This window comes from Streptomyces sclerotialus (assembly GCF_040907265.1).
Classification (GTDB): domain Bacteria; phylum Actinomycetota; class Actinomycetes; order Streptomycetales; family Streptomycetaceae; genus Streptomyces; species Streptomyces sclerotialus.
The window spans coordinates 1,776,198-1,794,426 of record NZ_JBFOHP010000002.1 but is presented as its reverse complement, the minus strand read 5'-3'; the positions used below and the strand labels follow the sequence as shown (position 1 = coordinate 1,794,426).

The window sequence follows — 18,229 nt, the reverse complement described above, 5'->3', positions numbered from 1 at the left end:
GGCCCGCGCCGCCGTACTACGGCCGCGGCCTGCTCTCAGGCCATGGCCGGTTCTCAGGCCCCGCCCCTGCCACGTCCGTGCCTCCCGCATGACCGCCTGACGCGTGCGATCCGGCCGCGTGCCCACCCGGCACGCGCACACCCGCCGCGTGACCGACCGGCTCGTCCCCGTCCGGCACATGCGGAACCGACGGCACATGCACCCCTTGGGCGTGTCCGTTCGGCACACCTGCGCCCGACGTCCCCGTCCCCTGCCCGTGTGCCGAGCCCAGTACGCCGAGGCCGCGGGTGGGCCCCTGGCAGCCCTGGGCCGCTGCGATGCCCAGGGCCACGAGCAGCGTCACCGTCACGAAGACGATGAGCCGCTGGCGCAGCAGCCGGCGGTCGGGCCCTGCTGGGCGGCGTCCGCCCGACGTGGAGCGGGCCGCCGGACGCGAACCGTTTCGCCCGGTCGAACGCGCTCCCGGCACCCTGCCTGCGGCGCGCCCGCCGGAGCGTCCTTCGGAGTGCGGCCCGGCGGACCTGCCCTGGGAGGCGGTGCCGGACCTGCCGTTCGACCCGGGCGCCGAACGGCCGTTGGAGCCGGGCGGGGCCGTGCGGCCGTTCGAGCCGGGGGCGGCCGAGCGGCCGTTGGAGCCCGCGGGCGCCGACCTGCCGTTCGACCCGAGGGGCGCGGAACGCCCGTTCGAAGAGGGGGCGGGCGCGGAGCGCGCACCGCTGCCGCCCGGCGTCTGCCGTCCGCCGCTCTGGCCCGGTGCCGACGGCCACCCGCCGTTCGCCCCGGCCGCCGACCGGGAACCGGCCGGACGCGAGACGGAGGGCCGCGAGGAGGACTGCGGACGCGGCGTACTGGGGCCCTGGCCCGGGGTGTGCCGCTCGTCCGTGCGCTGGCGTACGAACTCCTCCGCGCGGCGGCCGGAGCGGTCCGTCCGTGCCGGGACCTCACCCGGCAGCCCGTCCACCGGGCCGTCCGGCAGCCCGTGCGCCTCCCGCGCGGCGATCTCCTTGAGCCGCAGCGAGAGCGACAGCGTGCTGGGGCGCTCGGCCGGGTCCTTGGCCAGGCACGACTCGATCAGCGGCACCAGCGCTTCGGGCACCCCCGCCAGCTGCGCCTCCTCGTGCACCACGCGGTAGAGCATGACCTCGGAACTGCCGTGTCCGAAGGGTGAGTCCGCGGTGCAGGCGTACGCCAGCGTGGCCCCGAGCGCGAAGATGTCCGTCGCGGGCGTGACGGCCGCGCCGCGCACCTGTTCGGGCGCGAGGAAGCCGGGCGAGCCGACGGCCGTGCCGACGTGCGTGAGCGTGCTCGCGCCGGTCGCCCAGGCGATGCCGAAGTCGATGATCCGGGGACCCTTGGGGGACAGCAGGATGTTCGACGGCTTCAGGTCGCGGTGGACCACCCCCGCGTCGTGGACGGCGAGCAGCCCTTCGGAGAGCGCGGCGCCGATCGTGGCGACCTGGGCCGGGGGCAGCGGGCCCTCGTCGTTGACCTTGTCGTGCAGCGAGGGGCCGGGGACGTACTGGGTGGCGAACCACGGGCGGTCCGCGTCCAGGTCGGCCGCCACCAGCCGCGCCGTGCAGCCGCCCCGGATGCGCCGGGCCGCCTGCACCTCACGTGCGAAGCGGGAGCGGAACTCGTGGTCCTCGGCCAGATCGGGGCGGATCACCTTCAGGGCGACCCGCTGGCCGCGCTTGTCGGACCCGAGATAGACCACGCCCATCCCACCGGCGCCCAGCCGCCGGTGCAGCCGGAACGAGCCGACGACCCGCGGATCCTCGCGCCGGAGCCGCATCATCGCCATGTCCGTCCCCTACCTGCGGTGGGGAGGCCCCACTCCGCTGCATCCGTCTGACGTGCCACAGCTTACGGATTGACGGGGCGTCGCGCTGTCAGGCCGCGCATGCGTCGGCCATGGATTGTCGGCGGCGGGCGGCGGGCGCGCACGGCCGAGGCGGAATGGGCCGCACTGCGCGCCCAGTTCCGCGGTACCGGTCCAAGGATCGGCGTCGGCAGGGGGATTGGCGGGCCGGCGGGTGATGGCCGGTCCGCCCCGCCCGGCGCGGCGGTACGGGAGCGGAAGGCGGCCACGCGGTGCCGCGGCCCGGTGCGCGGGCCCGGCGGGTGACCGGCGGGGGAGTGGCGGAAGTGACCGAAGTCACGCGAAGGGGCGGTCTCGGGGCACACCCGGGCATCCGGCGGCCCCCTGCGGGCGGCCCCGTCCGGGAACTCCCCGAAAGTCAGCCCCGCGTCTCCACCCATAGGAGTACGTCAGGGGGTGCCCCGTCATCCTCCTGGAGGCCGGACGATCAGTACGTCGGGCTGACGCCCCGCGGCCGCCGGCTGCCTAGTGTGGAGGTCAGGCGGTGGGCGCGGTACTCGTCCCCCGAGGTCGGACGCCCGCCGCCGCCAGGACGAGGGGAGCGGGGCGATGGCGGACACGGCAGGACGGACGGTTCTCCGTACGCAGGGGCGCAGGGCGGCCGCCGCGTTCGGCGGCGACCAGCCCTCCGGCACCCGCCATCCCCTGGTGGCGGTGGCCATGGTGCTGCCGCTGGCGGTGCTGCTGGCCGTCGTCTTCGGTGGCTGGGACGCCGTCCTCACACAGGCGTCGTCCGTGGCCGGAATGCTGGAGCGCTGACGCTCCGGCCCCCGGAAGAGCGGTCCGGGGCCGGGCGTGTACGGCGCTCCGGGGACAAGCCTCCGGCCGATTGACCCCGTGGGGACGGGGGTGCGGCGGACGGCACGAAGAGCCGGGCATCTGGGGAGATGCCCGGCCTTCGCGCGTCCTGGAACGGGCGCCGGGGTGCCCGTTCGGCGCCCGCGCACCGGTGCGTACGATCCCAGCGGCGGGGCCGGCCGGTGCGCTCTGCACGAGCCGGGTCCGTACGAGCCGAGGGGGAACGATGTCCCGCGCCCTGATCAGCCGCCTGGCGGCACTCTCCGCCGCCTCCGCGCCGTCCGGGGCCGCCGGCCCGGGCGCGGCCCACGAGCCCGTCGTACTCGCCGACCGGCCCGACGGGACCGTGGTCCGCGGCGCGCGTACGGTCGCCAAGGCGCACGCGCCCGACTGCGACGCCGCCGAGCTCGCCGTCCGGCTGCGCATCGCCGCCCACCCCGAGCTGCACGGCACGCTGCTGCCCCCGCTGCCCGTCACGGGCCCGGACGGCTACCTCGTGAGGCACGACGACGGCCGCCCCCTCACCCGCTGGCCGTACGGCCTCCCCGTCGCGCCGGACGACCCGGACGCGGCGCCCTGGGAGGACGCGGCCCGGCTCCTCGCCCGGCTGCACGCCGTGGACCCGCAGGCGCTGCCGGGCCCGGTCCCGCCGATGCGCGGCCCGGCCAAGGCGGCCCGCGCGCTGGCCCGGATGCGGGCCGCGCCCACCGCCGCCGTGCCGTCCCTGGCAGCGGCGGCACGCGCCGTGGAGGGCGGCTGGGCCACGCTGCCGCCCTGGGCGCGCGACGAGGCGCCCGCGCCGGGGCCCGGCCGGCTCTGCCACGGCGATCTGCACCTGGGCCAGCTGGTCCGGCATCCCGTGTCCGGCGGGCCCTGGCTGCTCATCGACGTCGACGACCTCGGCGTGGGGGAGCCGGGCTGGGATCTCGCCCGGCCCGCCGCCTGGTTCGCGAGCGGGCTGCTCGCCGGGGAGGTCTGGGCGCGCTTCCTCGGCGCGTACCGGGCCGCCGGGGGCCGTGCCGTACGGCCCGAGGGTGATCCATGGCCGGAACTGGACGTCCCGGCGCGCGCCCTGACGGTGCAGACCGCCGCGCTCGCCGTCGCCAAGGCGGCCCCGGAGGGCCGTCCGCCGGACGAGGTGGAGAGCGCTCTCGTCGACTCCTGCGCCCGGATGGTCTGGTGACAAGCTGTTACGTACCGGGGCAGTTGAGGTGCGGTTTCGAGTCGTAGGGTGAACACACCAACGGTGGACGGAGGTTCGTCGCCGCCGCCGTGCGATCACAGGAGTTGAGCCGACATGCAGTGTCCCAAGTGCCATGCGCCGATGCACACGTACAACCGGAACGGGGTCCAGATCGAGCAGTGCGCCGGCTGCCGGGGGATCTTCCTGGACTACGGCGAGCTGGAGTCGCTGACCCGCCTGGAGTCCCAGTGGTCGCAGCAGGCCCCGCCGCCCCCGCCCGCCCCGCAGGCCTACCCGGCGGCACCGGCCTGGGGTGCCCCGCATCACGGGCAGCACGGCCACCACGGTCACCATGGACATCACGGTCACCGCAGCTTCGGCCGGATGCTCTTCTCCTCCTGATCGCCGGTGCCCGCCCGGCCCGTCAGGGCCGGGCACCCGGGCGCCTGTCACCACACGACGACGAAGGGCCGGAGCATGAGCTCCGGCCCTTGTCTTTCGGGTGGACGATACTGGGATTGAACCAGTGACCTCTTCCGTGTCAGGGAAGCGCTCTCCCGCTGAGCTAATCGTCCTCGGGACCACGGTCACTCCGAGAAGTGAGCCGTGGGCACTGCGTGCGCGATACTGGGATTGAACCAGTGACCTCTTCCGTGTCAGGGAAGCGCTCTCCCGCTGAGCTAATCGCGCGGGTCGATCCTTATTAGATCATGGTCTTGGAGGACCGGATCCTTGTGGATCAGTGGACGATACTGGGATTGAACCAGTGACCTCTTCCGTGTCAGGGAAGCGCTCTCCCGCTGAGCTAATCGTCCTTGGAGGTGGAGACGGGATTTGAACCCGTGTAGACGGCTTTGCAGGCCGTTGCCTCGCCTCTCGGCCACTCCACCAGGAGTGCAGGGGTTCGGGAAGATCCCCCACTCAGAGCGGACAACGAGGCTCGAACTCGCGACCTCAACCTTGGCAAGGTTGCGCTCTACCAACTGAGCTATGTCCGCAGGTGCCTCCCCCAGACTAACGCCTGGGAGCTGCTGTCTTCGGTCGGCTTCCGCTTTTCGCTTCCGCGTCCCGGCGACGTGTTGAACTCTAGCGGATTCCTGGGCCAGTACAAAAACGCGTTTGTGCAGCGTGCTGCGGTGGTCGCTCGACCCGGGCGGCGCCGGGGCCCCCGTCCTAGACTCAGCGGCGTGTACGAGCTGCCTCCGCTGGCCCGCTTCGGCGGCCTGATCGCCTCTGACCTGCGGGACGTCACCAGTGACCCCGCCGCCCTGGACTCCGCCGGATGGTGGGCCGTCGTCGCCGACTTCGAGGGCCGCCTCGTGTGCGCGCGCTTCGGCGACGTACGGAAGGACCCCGGCGACCCCGCCGCCCGCGGCGCATGGCGCGGACCCGCGCGCGACGCCTGGACCAGTTCCCTGGACCGCGCCGCCTACACCGCGGGCGTACGCCGGATACGCGAGCACATCGCGGCCGGCGAGGTCTACCAGGCGAACCTCTGCCGCGTGCTCTCCGCGCCGCTGCCCGACCCGGAGCACGCCGACGTGGACGCCCTGACCGCGCTGCTGGCCCGCGGCAACCCGGCCCCGTACGCGGGAACGATTCGCCTCCCCGCGCACGGCGTCGAGGTCGCCACCGCCTCGCCCGAGCTCTACCTGCGCCGCGACGGCCGCACGGTCGAGTCCGGGCCCATCAAGGGCACCGGCCGCACCGCCGACGACCTGCTGGAGAAGGACCACGCCGAGAACGTGATGATCGTCGACCTGGTCCGCAACGACATGGGACGCGTCTGCGCCACCGGCTCCGTCACCGTCCCCGCGCTCTGCGCGGTCGAGGCCCACCCCGGCCTGGTCCACCTCGTCTCCACCGTCCGCGGCGAACTCCCCGAGGACGCCGGCTGGCCCGGCCTGCTGGCCGCCACCTTCCCGCCCGGCTCCGTCACCGGCGCCCCCAAGCGCAGCGCCCTGGACATCATCGAATCCCTGGAGACCGCGCCCCGCGGCCCCTACTGCGGCGGCATCGGCTGGGTCGACGCCGACCGCCGCACCGGCGAGCTCGCCGTCGGCATCCGCACCTTCTGGATCGACCGGCAGGCCGCCGCCGGGCCCGTGCTGCGCTTCGGCACCGGCGCCGGCATCACCTGGGGCTCCGACCCCGACCGCGAGTGGGACGAGACCGAGCTGAAGGCGGCCCGGCTGCTGGCGGTAGCGTCGGAGACGTACGAGACGACTGGAGGAACGACGCGATGAAGATCTGGCTCGACGGGGAACTGCGGGACGCGGACAGCGCCCGGGTCTCCGTCTTCGACCACGGACTGACGGTCGGGGACGGCGTCTTCGAGACCCTGAAGGCCGAGAACGGCCGTGCCTTCGCGCTCACCCGCCACCTCCACCGCCTGACCACCTCGGCCCGGGGCCTCGGCCTGCCCGACCCGGACCTCGACGAGGTACGCCACGCCTGCGAGGCCGTACTGGCCGCCAACCCGATGCCCTTCGGCCGGCTGCGGATCACCTACACCGGCGGCCGGTCCCCGCTCAGCTCCGACCGCGGTGACGACCGCCCCACCCTCGTCGTCGCGGTGGGCGAGACCACCCGCCGGCCCGACACCACGGCGACGATCACCGTCCCCTGGACCCGTAACGAACGCGGCGCGCTCGCCGGCCTGAAGACCACCTCGTACGCCGAGAACGTCGTCGCCCTGGCCCGCGCCGGTCAGCAGGGCGCCAGCGAGGCGCTGTTCGGCAACACGGTGGGGCGGCTCTGCGAGGGCACCGGCACCAACGTCTTCGTCGTGCTCGACGGCGAACTGCACACCCCGCCGCTGGAGTCCGGCTGCCTGGCCGGCATCACCCGCGCGCTGACCGTGGAATGGGCCGGCGCCAAGGAGACCGACCTGCCGCTGGACGCCCTGGACCGGGCCGAGGAGATCTTCCTGACCTCCTCGCTGCGCGACGTCCAGGCCGTCACGCGCCACGACGGGCGGCAGCTCGGCGACGCACCGGGACCGGTGACCGCCGAGGCCATGCGGATCTTCGCCGAACGGTCGGCGGCGGACTTCGACCCGCGCTGAGCGCGGCGCCGCGGCCCGGCCGCCGGGACTGCGGGCCGGGCCGATGACTGAGCGGCCGTACGCGGGTAGAACAACAGCGTGACCACAACGCTGCGCCCCACCGGTCCGGAAGAGCGTCCTGAGGGCGGCGGCCGGGCCCGTTCGTTCGACGTCTGCGTCAACAGCCGTCCCGTGGGACGGCTCCGGCTCGCCACCGATCCGCGGTCGGCGCTGTCCACCGGCCGCCTCGCGGACCTGTGGATCGACGAACCCGACCGGCGGCGGGGCCGGGCCACCGTCGCCGCCCTGGCCGCCGAGGAAGTGCTGCGCGGCTGGGGCTGCCGGCGTATCGAATTCCTGGTGCCGGCCGACGCCACGCCCGCGCTGCGGCTCAGCGCCGCCCTCGGCTACACCGAGCGCGCCCGCCGGATGACCAAGGAGCTCACCGCCCCGCCGGTGCTGCCGCCCGGGAGCACCGACCGGCCGCTGGACGACGCGGAGTACCCCGGCTGGCGCGCGGCCGCGCTCGCCGAGTACGTACGTGCCATGACCGCGCAGGGCGAGTCCCCCGAGCGCGCCGCCGAACTGGCCGAGGCCGACCACCGGCTGCTGCTGCCGGACGGCGCGCACACGCCGGACCACAGCCTGCGTGTGCTGAGCCACGAGGGCACGGACGTGGGCACCGTCTGGACCGCACTGAGATCGCCGGGCCGGCCGGGCGGCTACGTGTACGACGTACGGGTCGAGCCCGAGCACCGCGGCCACGGCCACGGGCGCACCCTGATGGGGATAGCCGAGCGGGAGTGCCTGGCCGCGGGGCGGCGCACCCTGGGCCTCAACGTCTACGCCGACAACCCCACCGCCCGGCGGCTGTACGAGTCACTGGGATACCGCGCCACGGATCACCGGCTGTGGAAGCCGCTGCTGTGAGCGGCCGCCGGGCCGCCCGGCCGGGGCGGGCGGCCGTTCCCGGCGCGCGGTGACCGCTCCGCCGGCTACCCGGCCGCGGCCAGCAGCCGGTCCGCGATCTCCTCGATCCGGGCGCGCAGCCCCTCCTGGCTCTTGCCGCCGTCCAGCCGCTCACCGCCGATGACGTACGTGGGCGTGCCGGTGACACCGATCGCCTTGCCCTCGGCCTGGTCCGCGTCGACGATCAGCAGGTGCCGGCCGTCGATCAGCGCGGTGTCCAGCTCCTCCGCGTCCAGGCCCAGCTCCCCGGCCACCTTCACCAGCAGCTTCTCGCCCTGCTTCGCGAGCTCGGCGGTGCGCCCGAGCACGGCTTCCACGTACGGCCAGCCCTGGCCCTGCTCGATGGCCTCCTCGGCGGCCTGCGCGGCGGCGTAGGCGTGCTTGTGCTTCTCCAGCGGGAAGTGGCGCAGCCGGATCTCCAGCCGGTCGCCGTAGCGCTCGCGCAGGGCGCGCAGGTCGGCGAGGGCGGTGTGGCAGTCCGGGCACTGCAGCTCGCACCAGACGTCCAGGACGGGACGGGGCACGGCGGGGGAGGGGGCGTCGTTCATGGGGCCAGTCTTCCAGCCCCGCGGCCCTGCCCGGACAGCCCCCGCGGTACGCCGGACCGGCACCTGCGGAGGATCCGTACCCCGAGATGACCCTGAGGGCGCGCGGGGGCATGGCCGGTACGCGGCGCGAGGGGGCAGGATGGAGGGAGAACCGTTCACGGCAGGAGGACCCGATGCTGACCTCGACCGTCTGCGCCGTGCTGTCGGTGGCCGGCCTGGGCGTCGCCGCGCTGACCGCCTTCCGCAGGCGTTTCCTGGCCGCGACGCGCATCGCCGCCTTCGCGCTGATCCCCGCCGGCCTGGTCATGACCGGCGTCATCGACTGGATCACCGGCCTGGTCCTCGAGCCGACCGTGTGGGCGGGCTTCGGCCTGCTGGCGCTCTCGGTCCTGCTGTTCCTGGTGAGCCGCTTCGCCGAGCGCCGCTCCGGGCGGCGGAAGGAGCGCCGGGCCGCCGCCGCGCAGCAGGGCGGTGCGGTGGCCCCGGGCGCCTCGGCGCCGTCCCTGGGCGCCGGCCGTGCGCCCGCCCGCCGTCCCGCCGCCGGGCCGGCCCGGCAGAGCGGCGGCGACGAGGACTTCTCCGATATCGAAGCCATCCTGAAAAAGCACGGGATCTGAGGAAGTCCCCCTCCTGCGGGGGAAGACCGCGTCACGCGCGGAGATCAGCTGCGCCATGATCTCCGCGAGATGAACGACGAGTGCGCCCTGACCCGGGAGACCACTCCCCGGGCCCCAGACCCAGCTTCTCCGTCCCGTGGCTGCCTGTTCGCCCTGTCGCAGCCGCCCCTGATGCTCTTCCTCACCGTCATCGGCGTCCTGCTCCTGGTGGGCGCCGTGCACGACCTCTTCGTCCTGTGAGCCGGCGGCCGTGCCCGCGGTACGGGTGCCCGGTCCGCGGGCTCAGCTCGCGGCCTCCCGGCGGCGGGCCCGGTACGCGGCGACGTGCAGGCGGTTGCCGCAGGTCCGGCTGTCGCAGTAGCGGCGCGAGCGGTTGCGCGAGAGGTCGACGAAGGCGTGCCGGCAGTCCGGCGCCTCGCACCGCCGCAGCCGCTCCCGCTCCCCGGCGACGACCAGGAACGCCAGCGCCATCCCGCCGTCCGCCGCGAGGTGGTCGGCGACCGAGGCGCCCGGCGCGAAGTAGTGCACGTGCCAGTCGTACCCGTCGTGGTCGGTCAGCCGCGGGGTGGTGCCGGCCGCCGCGATCAGCGCGTTCAGCAGCTCCGCCGCGGTGCGGTCGTCGTCCGCCGCGAAGACCTGCGCGAAGCGGCCCCGTACGGCCCGTACGGACGCCAGGTCCCGGTCGCCGAGCGTGCCCACATCGCTGATGGCGTTGCGCGCGACGAACTGGCGCAGGGCCGGCACGTCGCCGAGCGTGTCGGGCGCCGATGGCTCCCCGGCCTCTGGTGCGGTGTTCAGGAGGTCGACGACGGCCTCCAGTGCGCACCGGCTGTCGTGGGTGATCATCACGGGTCGCTCCCTGGCCGGGAGGGGCGGCCGTGCCGCCCCCGGGATCGATGGGCGGTGGCCGGCGGATCTCCAGCGATCGGCCGGCCACCCCCTTGTGCCGAATGGTCGCCGACTCTAGCGCTTCCAACAAGGCCGGGCGGACACGGTGCCGGAGGTTCGCCCGGCCCACGGGGGCGCGGCGTCCGGGCCGGTCAGCACGGACGGCGCCGCCACCGCGGTGGGTCCCGCGGGGGCGGCGCCGGTCTCGCCGTATGAACTTGTCCGTCCTGCGCCGTCTCCCCGAGTCGGACGGCGCGCGTGGTGAGCAGGGTTGACGCGGCACGTGGCCGCGGGCTCCTCAGCTCTCCGCGAGGATGTGTGAGAGCTCCGTGTCGAGATCGAAGTGGCGGTGTTCGGTGCCCGGCGGAACCGCGGCATCGGTGCGCTTCAGGAAGGATTCCAGAGCCCGCGCCGGGGCTTCGAGCAGAGCCTCCCCCTCCGGGGAGCTCAGGGCGATGCAGACGACTCCCTGACCGTGGCTCCGGGACGGCCAGACGCGGACGTCGCCGGTGCCGGTGGGCCGGTGCAGGCCTTCCGCGAGGAGATCACGGGCGAAAACCCACTCGACGGTCTCCTCGGCTCCGGTGTGGAAGGTGGCGTGCACGGCATAAGGATCGGCCGTGTCATACCGCAGGCCCGCAGGTACAGGCAGTGAGGACTCGCTCGACACAACGAGGCGCAGGTGCAGCTCGCAGCTGACCGTGGTGTTCATACGCCAGGGCCTTTCGCTCAGTGTGCGCTCGGGGGTTCGCACGTCGGCGAAATCGACATGCCACCTACGGTGGTGTTGTAAACCCCTCTGACTGTTTTGGGTGGCTTCGAGTACCTCTTACGGCGGAGTCCCGGATCCTCCTCGGCGTTCATGCGGGGGACCGGCACGTCGGGTAGGTTTGCCGGTATGAACGCGGAGAGTGACGGGGGCCGGGGCGCCGGCACGGGAGGCGCCACGGCGATCCCGCAGAAGCTCGGGTCCAAGGCGCCGCATTTCGTGAAGCGCTCCCGGACCCTGCACATGAGCTGGCAGGTCGGGATCTTCATCGTCGGGCTGGCGGTGGTCATCGGCGGCATCATCATGCTGCCGCTGCCCGGGCCCGGCTGGCTGGTGATCTTCGCCGGTATGGCGATCTGGGCGACCGAGTTCGTCTGGGCGCAGCTCGTGCTGCGCTGGACCAAGCGCAAGGTCACCGAGGCCGCGCACAAGGCCCTCGATCCCAAGGTCCGCCGCCGCAACATCATCCTCACCACGGTCGGCGCCGTGATCATCGTCGCGGCCCTCGCGGCGTACGTGTGGCAGTTCGGCTTCGCCATGCCCTGGAACATCAGCCGGTGACCGTGGTCATGAGCCCCGCTGACATGCGGTAATGTTGGCGGTGCGCCAGGCCGCGAGGCACCGGCGCACCGGGCGATTAGCTCAGTGGGAGAGCGCTTCGTTCACACCGAAGAGGTCACTGGTTCGAACCCAGTATCGCCCACAAGTACGAGGGTGAAGTGCGTTCGCGGAAAGCGCGAACCGCTTCGCCCTCGTCGTGTTCTGCGCGGCTTCGCCGCGCGCAGCGGGGGTTCCGCCACCCGCGCCCCCGGGCCCGGAGGTTTCCGCTTCCGGGTCCTTCGACATTCCGCGGTGCGGCACACCGACCTCTCCCCGCGCGGCACACTGGGCCCATGCCTGCCTGGCTCGCCCGCCCCCACCACTACCGCTTCCGCAGCGTCTGGCTGCTGGAGGCCGCGCCCGGCGCCGTGTACGCCGCCCTGGAGCGCACCGAGGCCTACCCCCGTTGGTGGCCCCACGTCGCCGAGGCGCACCGGATCGACGAGCGCTCCGGGGCCGCCCGCATCCGCTCCGTGCTGCCGTTCAGCCTGCGCTTCACCGCCCGTGAGACCCGGCGCGACCGGGAGGCCGGCGTCCTGGAGGCGACGCTGCACGGCGACATCGACGGCTGGGCCCGCTGGACGGTCGGCCCGTACGGCCCGGGCGCCCGCGCGCTGTACGAGCAGGAGGTGGAGGTGCGCCGGTCCTTCATGCGGCGGCTGGCCTACCCGGGGCGTCCGTTCTTCCGCCTCAACCACGCCCTGATGATGCGGGCCGGGCGGCGCGGGCTGGCCACCTGGCTGGACGGCCGCGAAGCAATTTGAAGCCAGGGCCCCGCGCCCTGTATTGTTCAGGTCGTTCGCGGGGGACACCCCAGGAACCCCGGGCGATTAGCTCAGTGGGAGAGCGCTTCGTTCACACCGAAGAGGTCACTGGTTCGAACCCAGTATCGCCCACCCGGAGAGAGGCCGGACCGTGACAACGGTCCGGCTTCTCGCTTGTGTTCACGCTTCACGCCGCCGCCGGAAGGTCAGGACGCAGCGGCCAGTGCGGGTCGACCGGCTCCTCCGTGCCGTTGCGCGCGAACCACGCCTGCAGACCCCGCGCCTGCGCCGCGTGCCACACCGCCTGCAGCGCGTGCAGCTCCGCCACGCTCAGCCCGTCGAGGCGCGTCGCGAACGTCTGCCCCACGGCCCGTACGACCTGCAGCGCCGCCGTCGCGTCCGCCGCCGCCTCGTGCGCCCCCGTCAGCTCGACGCCGTAGTGCTCGCACAGGTCCGTCAGCGTCCGGCGGCCCTTGCGGTACCGGTCCAGGTGCTTGTCCAGCACCCGCGGGTCCAGTACGCACAACGACTGCGTACCGAGGTACGCCGCCAGCGACGACGCGCGGTGCCGCCGCAACTCACGGTCCAGCAGCGTCAGGTCGAACGGCGCGTTCATCACCACCAGCGGCCGCCCCGCCATCGCCTGCTCCGCCAGGGCCCGCGCTATCTCCTCCATGACCGGCGCCGGCCACCGGCCGTTCATCGCCAGATGCCCGGCCGTCAGACCGTGCACCGCCGTCGCCGCCTCCGGGATGTCCACCCCCGGGTTGACCAGCCAGCGCGTGACCCGCGGAGTCGAGCGGGGCGTCTCCTGGACGACCAGGGCGGCGGAGACGATGCGGTCCTGCTCCACATCGATCCCCGTGGTCTCGGTGTCGAAGGCAGCAAGCGGCCCGTCGAACCAGCTCGGCATTGTCCCAACTCCTCGTGCTCCTGCGGCGGGTGGCCTGCCCCGGGCCGCCCGAGCTGGTGATACCCGGCCCTCACGGTTGTCGAACCGCCCTTGTTTGCGGACCACTTGACACGGAGACAACACAGAGGGGACCGCCGCCTCAGCCGCGGTCCGCCGGACCGCCGTGCGGTCCGGACTCTTCCACCCCCAGGCACCCGACCGGCATCACAGCAACGCCCGGAAGGCACAGGAGCGATGACGCTCGCGCAGCCAGAACCGGGTGGGCTGTCCCCCGCAAGCGGGCGGTACCCCCAGCCTGAAGGGGGACCGGTACCGCTGCGCGGCCAGCTCGCCACCACCGCCTCCATGGAGACGCTCCAGGTGGGCTACCTCCACGCCGTGGCCGCGGCCGCCGGCTGTTCGCTCGCGCAGCCCTTCCCGGACAACGGCATCGACTGGCACGTCAGCCACAGCGCGCCCGGCCACACCATCGACGACGAAGTGACGATCAAGGTGCAGCTCAAGTGCACCTACCAGGTCCGGCCCCGCCCGCCGGGGCCCAGCTTCGGCTTCACGCTGGACAACGACCACCTCGTGAAGCTCGCCCGGACACCCGTCGCGGTGCACAAGATCCTGGTCGTGATGCTCGTACCGCGCAGCCCCGAGGACTGGCTGCGCGCGAGCCACGACCGGCTCGAACTGCGGCACTGCTGCTACTGGATCAACCTGGCGGGCCGGCAGGCCACCGGCAGGCGCAAGACCACTGTGCGGATTCCGACCACGCGGGTCTTCGACGACCGCGCGCTCAGCGAGATCATGACGCGGGTCGGGGCGGGAGGGAGACCCTGATGTACCGGCCGACCGACGAGCAGCCCTTCCCCGTACCGGACCCCGCCCGGGTCGACCCCGCCGTCCTCACCGCTCTCCTGGCGCGGCACGGCTGGCGGCGCCGGGGCGGCTCCCAGGGGCGGTACGCCCGCTGGACCCCGCCCGGCGGTGCCGCCGGCACCAGCCTCCTGGTGCCCGAGTCCGCCGGCTTCCCCGACAGCGCCGACCTCCTCGCCGAGGCGCTGACCGCGCTCGCCCGCAGCGCCGTGCCCTCGGCCCGCGAGGTGCTGGTCGGTCTCGCGCTGCCCAGCGACGAGGTGCGCTGGGAACGCGAAGCCCCCGACGAGCGCTCCGGCGCGACCCTGTGGACCGCACAGGAACGGCTGCGCGCCGCCGCCCGCTCCCTGCTGATCGCCGGCGCGCTCGGCACGTACGGACGGGCCGGTTACTACGGCGCGCGGCACAAGCGGCAGGCCGAGGCGTTCCTGGACCAGGTGCTGGTCGGCCCGGCACCGGCGGGCCGCCGCCTCACCGCGTACGTACCGGTCGGCGCCGGCCGCGGAGCGGTGGCGAGCCTCCAGCGGGCGCTGCACGCGGCGCGCGACGCCACGGACTACCAGCGTGCCACCGGCGGCATGGAGGCCTACGAGGCCGCCGTGGAGCTGGGCGTCTGCCACGAGCTGACCGAGGCGCTGATCTCCCTGGTCCGCGGCGCCGAGGGCGTCCGCATCACCCTCGCCTGGTCACCGGCCGAAGGGCCGCCCCCGGGCTGCCCGGCCCGCCCCGAACCGGTCGAGTTCACCCCCGGCGACCTGCCCGCGCTGCAGCAGGCCGCCCAGCGGTACGTACAGGACGAGCCGTCCCTCGCCGTGCGGGTGACCGGCACGGTCGTACGGATGCGGCGGGAGCACCCCGACGGCGCGGGCGCGGTACGCCTGCGCGTCCTGGCCGGGGCCGACGTGGCGCAGGTCAGGGTGGCCCTCGGCGAGGAGGGCTACCGCATCGCGGGCCACGCGCACCTGCTCGGGCTGCCGGTACGGGTGACCGGCCGGCTGGAGAGCCGCGGCGGCTTCCGCCGGATAACGGGCGCCCGCGACGTCACCCCCGTCCAGGTCGACGAGGCCGAGCGGGACCGGCTGCTGAAGTCGCTCCAGGAGAACCTCGACCACTTCGAGGAGGCGTGCGGGGGCGAGTGAACGGCGGGCTGCGCCGCCCTCCGCCGGTCCGCACGCCCGCGCCAGCCCTTGCTCTCCCAGCCCCCGCACGCCCTGGTGCCAGGCCGCGTTCGCCGCGTCCGGCTGCTCCGGCGCGCCCTGCGCCGAGCCCGCGTACGCGAAGCTCTCGTAGGCCACGGGCGGCCCGCCGCCAGGCGATCGTCGTCACCGGCGCGGGCACCGGCTCGGGGAAGGCGAAGTCGACCGTGAACGCGCCGGCGCCCGCCTGGATGGGCGCGCTGTCCGTACCGCGCGGCCGGACGTTCCAGGCGTCCGGCACCGGCTCCCAGAAGTACTCCTCGTCGCTCGGCCCCTCCAGGCGCTCGCGCAGCTGGTGCCGCCAGTGCCGGTCGAGCTGCTCCGTCAGCATCTCGTTCCTGTGGATGGGCCCGGCGGTAGGGGCGCGCCGCCCCGGCGCGGGGCGGAACGCGGCGGGCGGAGGTGGCGCCGCCGGAATACCGTTTCGCGAGGCGGGCCCGTGGCTCGGTACGATTCGGTGAGCGCAGCGATCGCTGCCGTCCAGCAGACATACGTCAGGAGAGACCGGTGTCAGACGTCCGTGTGACCATCCAACGCGATTCCGAGCGGGAAGAACGCGTGGTGACCACGGGCACTACGGCCGCCGACCTCTTCCAGGGCGAGCGCAGCGTCGTCGCCGCGCGGGTGGCCGGAGAGCTCAAGGACCTCGCGTACGAGGTCGCCGACGGCGAGACCGTCGAGCCCGTGGAGATCACCTCCGAGGACGGCCTGAACATCCTGCGGCACTCCACCGCGCATGTGATGGCGCAGGCCGTGCAGGAGCTGTTCCCGGAGGCCAAGCTCGGCATCGGCCCGCCCATCAAGGACGGCTTCTACTACGACTTCGACGTCGAGACCCCGTTCACCCCCGAGGACCTCAAGCGCATCGAGAAGAAGATGCAGGAGATCCAGAAGCGGGGCCAGCGCTTCGCGCGCCGGGTCACCACCGACGAGGACGCCCGCGAGGAGCTGGCCGCCGAGCCGTACAAGCTCGAGCTGATCGGCCTCAAGGGCAAGGCCGGCGAGGCCGCCGAGGGCGCGGACGCCGAGGTCGGCGCCGGTGAGCTCACCATCTACGACAACCTCGACGCCAAGACCGGCGAGCTGTGCTGGAAGGACCTCTGCCGCGGTCCGCACCTGCCCACCACCCGGAACATCCCGGCGTTCAAGCTGATGCGCTCCGCCGCGGCGTACTGGCGCGGCAGCGAGAAGAACAAGCAGCTCCAGCGCATCTACGGCACCGCCTGGCCGACCAAGGACGAGCTCAAGGCGTACCTGGAGTTCCTCGCCGAGGCCGAGAAGCGCGACCACCGCAAGCTGGGCGCGGAGCTGGACCTGTTCTCCTTCCCGGACGAGCTGGGCCCCGGCCTCGCGGTCTTCCACCCCAAGGGCGGCGTGATCCGCAAGGTGATGGAGGACTACTCCCGCAAGCGGCACGAGGACGCGGGCTACGAGTTCGTGAACACCCCGCACATCTCGAAGGAGCAGCTCTTCGAGACCTCGGGGCACCTCCCGCACTACGCGGAGGGCATGTTCCCGCCCATCGAGTTCGACGGGCAGAACTACCGCCTGAAGGCGATGAACTGCCCGATGCACAACCTGATCTTCAAGTCGCGTGGCCGTTCCTATCGCGAACTGCCCCTGCGCGCCTTCGAGTTCGGCACGGTGTACCGGTACGAGAAGTCCGGTGTGGTGCACGGCCTGACCCGCTCCCGCGGCTTCACCCAGGACGACGCGCACATCTACTGCACCAAGGAGCAGATGCCGGAGGAGCTGGACACGCTCCTGACCTTCGTGCTCGACCTGCTGCGCGACTACGGCCTGACCGAGTTCGAGCTGGAGCTGTCCACCCGCGACCCCGAGTCGGACAAGTTCATCGGCTCGGACGAGGACTGGGAGGAGGCCACCGAGGCGCTCCGCCAGGCGGCCGAGAAGCAGGGCCTGCCGCTGGTCCCGGACCCGGGCGGCGCCGCGTACTACGGCCCGAAGATCTCCGTGCAGGCCAAGGACGCCATCGGCCGGTCCTGGCAGATGTCGACCCTCCAGGTCGACTTCAACCAGCCCAAGCGGTTCGGCCTGGAGTACACCGCGGCGGACGGCTCCAAGCAGCAGCCCGTCATGCTGCACCGCGCCCTCTTCGGCTCGATCGAGCGGTTCTTCGGCGTCCTGCTGGAGCACTACGCCGGTGCTTTCCCGGTCTGGCTGGCGCCCGTCCAGGCCACCGGCATCCCGATCGGCGACACCCACGTCCCGTACCTGGAGGAGTTCGCCGCGGAGGCCCGCAAGCAGGGCCTGCGCGTCGAGGTCGACTCGTCCTCGGACCGGATGCAGAAGAAGATCCGCAACGCCCAGAAGTCCAAGGTCCCCTACATGGTCATCGCGGGTGACGAGGACATGGAGAACGGCGCGGTGTCCTTCCGGTACCGGGACGGCTCGCAGGAGAACGGCATCCCGAAGGACGAGGCCATCGCCAAGATCCTCAAGGCGGTCGAGGAGCGCGCCCAGGTCTGACCGGGCCACGACGCGAGGATTCCAGGGGCGGTCCGCCAGGGCCGCCCCGCACCGCGTCCGTACCAGGGAATATGCTGCGTTTCATGACGACTGAGCCGGAGCAGCAGATCGGAGTCGGGACGCAGGACGCCTTCCAGCGCCTGTGGACGCCGCACCGGATGGCCTACATCCAGGGTGAGAACAAGCCGAGCGGCCCGGGGGCCGACGACGGCTGTCCCTTCTGCACGATCCCGTCGAAGTCGGACGAGGACGGTCTGGTCGTCGCCCGCGGCGAGCACGTTTATGCGGTGCTCAACCTCTACCCGTACAACGGCGGCCACCTCATGGTCGTCCCCTACCGGCACGTCGCCGACTACACCGAGCTGGACGACGCCGAGACGGCGGAGCTGGCGAAGCTCACGAAGCAGGCCATGATGGCGCTGCGCGCCGCCTCCGGGGCGCACGGGTTCAACATTGGCATGAACCAAGGCAGCACGGCCGGCGCCGGTATCGCCGCGCACCTGCACCAGCACGTCGTACCGCGCTGGGGCGGCGACACCAATTTCATGCCCGTCGTGGGGCACACCAAGGTGCTGCCGCAGCTGCTGGCGGACACCCGCGCGATGCTGGCGGACGCCTGGCCGTCGGTGTGACGCGGCAGGGCTGATCATGAGGGTGGCCGGTACGGGAGTCCGTACCGGCCACCCTCATGCCGTGCGTGCCGCC

19 protein-coding genes and 7 tRNA genes are annotated in these 18,229 nt (G+C 73.2%); 16 read left to right on the top strand and 10 right to left on the bottom strand.

The features are described from left to right. Window positions 1-16: 16 nt before the first annotated feature. Window positions 17-1,792 carry a serine/threonine-protein kinase gene (locus tag AAC944_RS08045; RefSeq protein WP_438272816.1) on the bottom strand — a complete coding sequence of 592 codons (1,776 nt, stop codon included), beginning with the start codon at window positions 1,790-1,792 and terminating at the stop codon, window positions 17-19. Window positions 1,793-2,428: 636 nt separating this feature from the next. Between AAC944_RS08045 and AAC944_RS08040 the strand changes: the two genes are divergently transcribed. From AAC944_RS08040 to AAC944_RS08030, 3 genes are all read left to right on the top strand, one after another. Next, window positions 2,429-2,638 carry a hypothetical protein gene (locus AAC944_RS08040; protein ID WP_030616160.1) on the top strand — a complete coding sequence of 70 codons (210 nt, stop codon included), beginning with the start codon at window positions 2,429-2,431 and terminating at the stop codon, window positions 2,636-2,638. A 265-nt stretch (window positions 2,639-2,903) separates the two neighbouring features. Further along, the gene (locus AAC944_RS08035) at window positions 2,904-3,860 is read left to right on the top strand and encodes a phosphotransferase family protein (protein WP_030616157.1); all 957 of its coding nucleotides are present in this window, start codon (window positions 2,904-2,906) and stop codon (window positions 3,858-3,860) included. A gap of 114 nt (window positions 3,861-3,974) precedes the next feature. Further along, entirely contained in the window at window positions 3,975-4,262 is a 288-nt protein-coding gene (locus AAC944_RS08030) for a TFIIB-type zinc ribbon-containing protein (protein WP_030616154.1), read from the top strand. A 101-nt stretch (window positions 4,263-4,363) separates the two neighbouring features. On the opposite strand, the gene AAC944_RS08025 is transcribed toward AAC944_RS08030, so the two are convergent. The 5 genes from AAC944_RS08025 to AAC944_RS08005 form a co-directional block, all read right to left on the bottom strand. After that, a tRNA-Val gene (locus AAC944_RS08025) sits at window positions 4,364-4,435 on the bottom strand. A gap of 43 nt (window positions 4,436-4,478) precedes the next feature. Then, window positions 4,479-4,550, bottom strand: a tRNA-Val gene (locus tag AAC944_RS08020). Window positions 4,551-4,603: 53 nt separating this feature from the next. Then, window positions 4,604-4,675 (bottom strand) — tRNA-Val (locus AAC944_RS08015). Between the two features lies 1 nt (window position 4,676). Next, window positions 4,677-4,750: transfer RNA gene (locus AAC944_RS08010), tRNA-Cys, on the bottom strand. Between the two features lie 35 nt (window positions 4,751-4,785). Next, a tRNA-Gly gene (locus tag AAC944_RS08005) sits at window positions 4,786-4,858 on the bottom strand. A gap of 189 nt (window positions 4,859-5,047) precedes the next feature. Here AAC944_RS08005 and AAC944_RS08000 point away from each other — a divergent pair. From AAC944_RS08000 to AAC944_RS07990, 3 genes are all read left to right on the top strand, one after another. Further along, a complete protein-coding gene (locus AAC944_RS08000) occupies window positions 5,048-6,106 on the top strand; it encodes a chorismate-binding protein (protein WP_030616152.1) in 1,059 nt (352 codons plus the stop codon). Continuing rightward, entirely contained in the window at window positions 6,103-6,927 is an 825-nt protein-coding gene (locus AAC944_RS07995; RefSeq protein ID WP_030616147.1) for an aminotransferase class IV, read from the top strand. Before AAC944_RS08000 ends, AAC944_RS07995 begins: the two co-directional genes overlap by 4 nt. A gap of 78 nt (window positions 6,928-7,005) precedes the next feature. Next, entirely contained in the window at window positions 7,006-7,836 is an 831-nt protein-coding gene (locus AAC944_RS07990) for a GNAT family N-acetyltransferase (protein ID WP_030616143.1), read from the top strand. A gap of 65 nt (window positions 7,837-7,901) precedes the next feature. Here AAC944_RS07990 and AAC944_RS07985 read toward each other — a convergent pair whose 3' ends face one another. Then, the gene (locus tag AAC944_RS07985; protein ID WP_030616141.1) at window positions 7,902-8,423 is read right to left on the bottom strand and encodes a DsbA family protein; all 522 of its coding nucleotides are present in this window, start codon (window positions 8,421-8,423) and stop codon (window positions 7,902-7,904) included. A 173-nt stretch (window positions 8,424-8,596) separates the two neighbouring features. Here AAC944_RS07985 and AAC944_RS07980 point away from each other — a divergent pair, with 173 nt between their 5' ends. Continuing rightward, window positions 8,597-9,040, top strand: coding sequence for a hypothetical protein (locus AAC944_RS07980; RefSeq protein WP_030616140.1), 444 nt, complete (start codon window positions 8,597-8,599; stop codon window positions 9,038-9,040). Window positions 9,041-9,109: 69 nt separating this feature from the next. Beyond that, window positions 9,110-9,280: a hypothetical protein gene (locus tag AAC944_RS07975; protein ID WP_196943038.1), complete on the top strand. Its 171-nt coding sequence runs from the start codon at window positions 9,110-9,112 to the stop codon at window positions 9,278-9,280. A 42-nt stretch (window positions 9,281-9,322) separates the two neighbouring features. Here AAC944_RS07975 and AAC944_RS07970 read toward each other — a convergent pair whose 3' ends face one another. Both AAC944_RS07970 and AAC944_RS07965 read right to left on the bottom strand, forming a co-directional pair. Then, entirely contained in the window at window positions 9,323-9,889 is a 567-nt protein-coding gene (locus AAC944_RS07970; protein WP_030616137.1) for a CGNR zinc finger domain-containing protein, read from the bottom strand. 337 nt (window positions 9,890-10,226) lie between these two features. After that, window positions 10,227-10,640, bottom strand: a complete 414-nt coding sequence (locus AAC944_RS07965; RefSeq protein ID WP_003959770.1) for an SsgA family sporulation/cell division regulator — start codon at window positions 10,638-10,640, stop codon at window positions 10,227-10,229. A gap of 186 nt (window positions 10,641-10,826) precedes the next feature. Between AAC944_RS07965 and AAC944_RS07960 the strand changes: the two genes are divergently transcribed. The 4 genes from AAC944_RS07960 (at window position 10,827) to AAC944_RS07945 (ending at window position 12,193) form a co-directional block, all read left to right on the top strand. Continuing rightward, complete coding sequence (locus AAC944_RS07960) at window positions 10,827-11,258, top strand: TIGR02611 family protein (protein ID WP_030616134.1); 432 nt, start codon at window positions 10,827-10,829, stop codon at window positions 11,256-11,258. A 70-nt stretch (window positions 11,259-11,328) separates the two neighbouring features. Further along, a tRNA-Val gene (locus AAC944_RS07955) sits at window positions 11,329-11,400 on the top strand. Window positions 11,401-11,590: 190 nt separating this feature from the next. Then, complete coding sequence (locus tag AAC944_RS07950) at window positions 11,591-12,061, top strand: SRPBCC family protein (RefSeq protein WP_030616131.1); 471 nt, start codon at window positions 11,591-11,593, stop codon at window positions 12,059-12,061. Window positions 12,062-12,121: 60 nt separating this feature from the next. Next, window positions 12,122-12,193: transfer RNA gene (locus tag AAC944_RS07945), tRNA-Val, on the top strand. A 55-nt stretch (window positions 12,194-12,248) separates the two neighbouring features. Here the strand turns inward: AAC944_RS07945 and AAC944_RS07940 are convergent. Continuing rightward, window positions 12,249-12,974 carry a 3'-5' exonuclease gene (locus AAC944_RS07940; RefSeq protein ID WP_030616127.1) on the bottom strand — a complete coding sequence of 242 codons (726 nt, stop codon included), beginning with the start codon at window positions 12,972-12,974 and terminating at the stop codon, window positions 12,249-12,251. Between the two features lie 234 nt (window positions 12,975-13,208). Here AAC944_RS07940 and AAC944_RS07935 point away from each other — a divergent pair, with 234 nt between their 5' ends. From AAC944_RS07935 to AAC944_RS07920, 4 genes are all read left to right on the top strand, one after another. Next, window positions 13,209-13,802: a DUF4365 domain-containing protein gene (locus AAC944_RS07935; protein ID WP_030616126.1), complete on the top strand. Its 594-nt coding sequence runs from the start codon at window positions 13,209-13,211 to the stop codon at window positions 13,800-13,802. Beyond that, window positions 13,802-14,977, top strand: coding sequence for a hypothetical protein (locus AAC944_RS07930; RefSeq protein WP_030616122.1), 1,176 nt, complete (start codon window positions 13,802-13,804; stop codon window positions 14,975-14,977). The genes AAC944_RS07935 and AAC944_RS07930 overlap by 1 nt, the downstream gene beginning before the upstream one ends. Before the next feature lie 564 nt (window positions 14,978-15,541). Continuing rightward, the gene (thrS, locus tag AAC944_RS07925) at window positions 15,542-17,524 is read left to right on the top strand and encodes a threonine--tRNA ligase (RefSeq protein ID WP_030616119.1); all 1,983 of its coding nucleotides are present in this window, start codon (window positions 15,542-15,544) and stop codon (window positions 17,522-17,524) included. A gap of 71 nt (window positions 17,525-17,595) precedes the next feature. Next, window positions 17,596-18,156: an HIT family protein gene (locus AAC944_RS07920; protein ID WP_030616116.1), complete on the top strand. Its 561-nt coding sequence runs from the start codon at window positions 17,596-17,598 to the stop codon at window positions 18,154-18,156. Window positions 18,157-18,229: the final 73 nt, after the last annotated feature.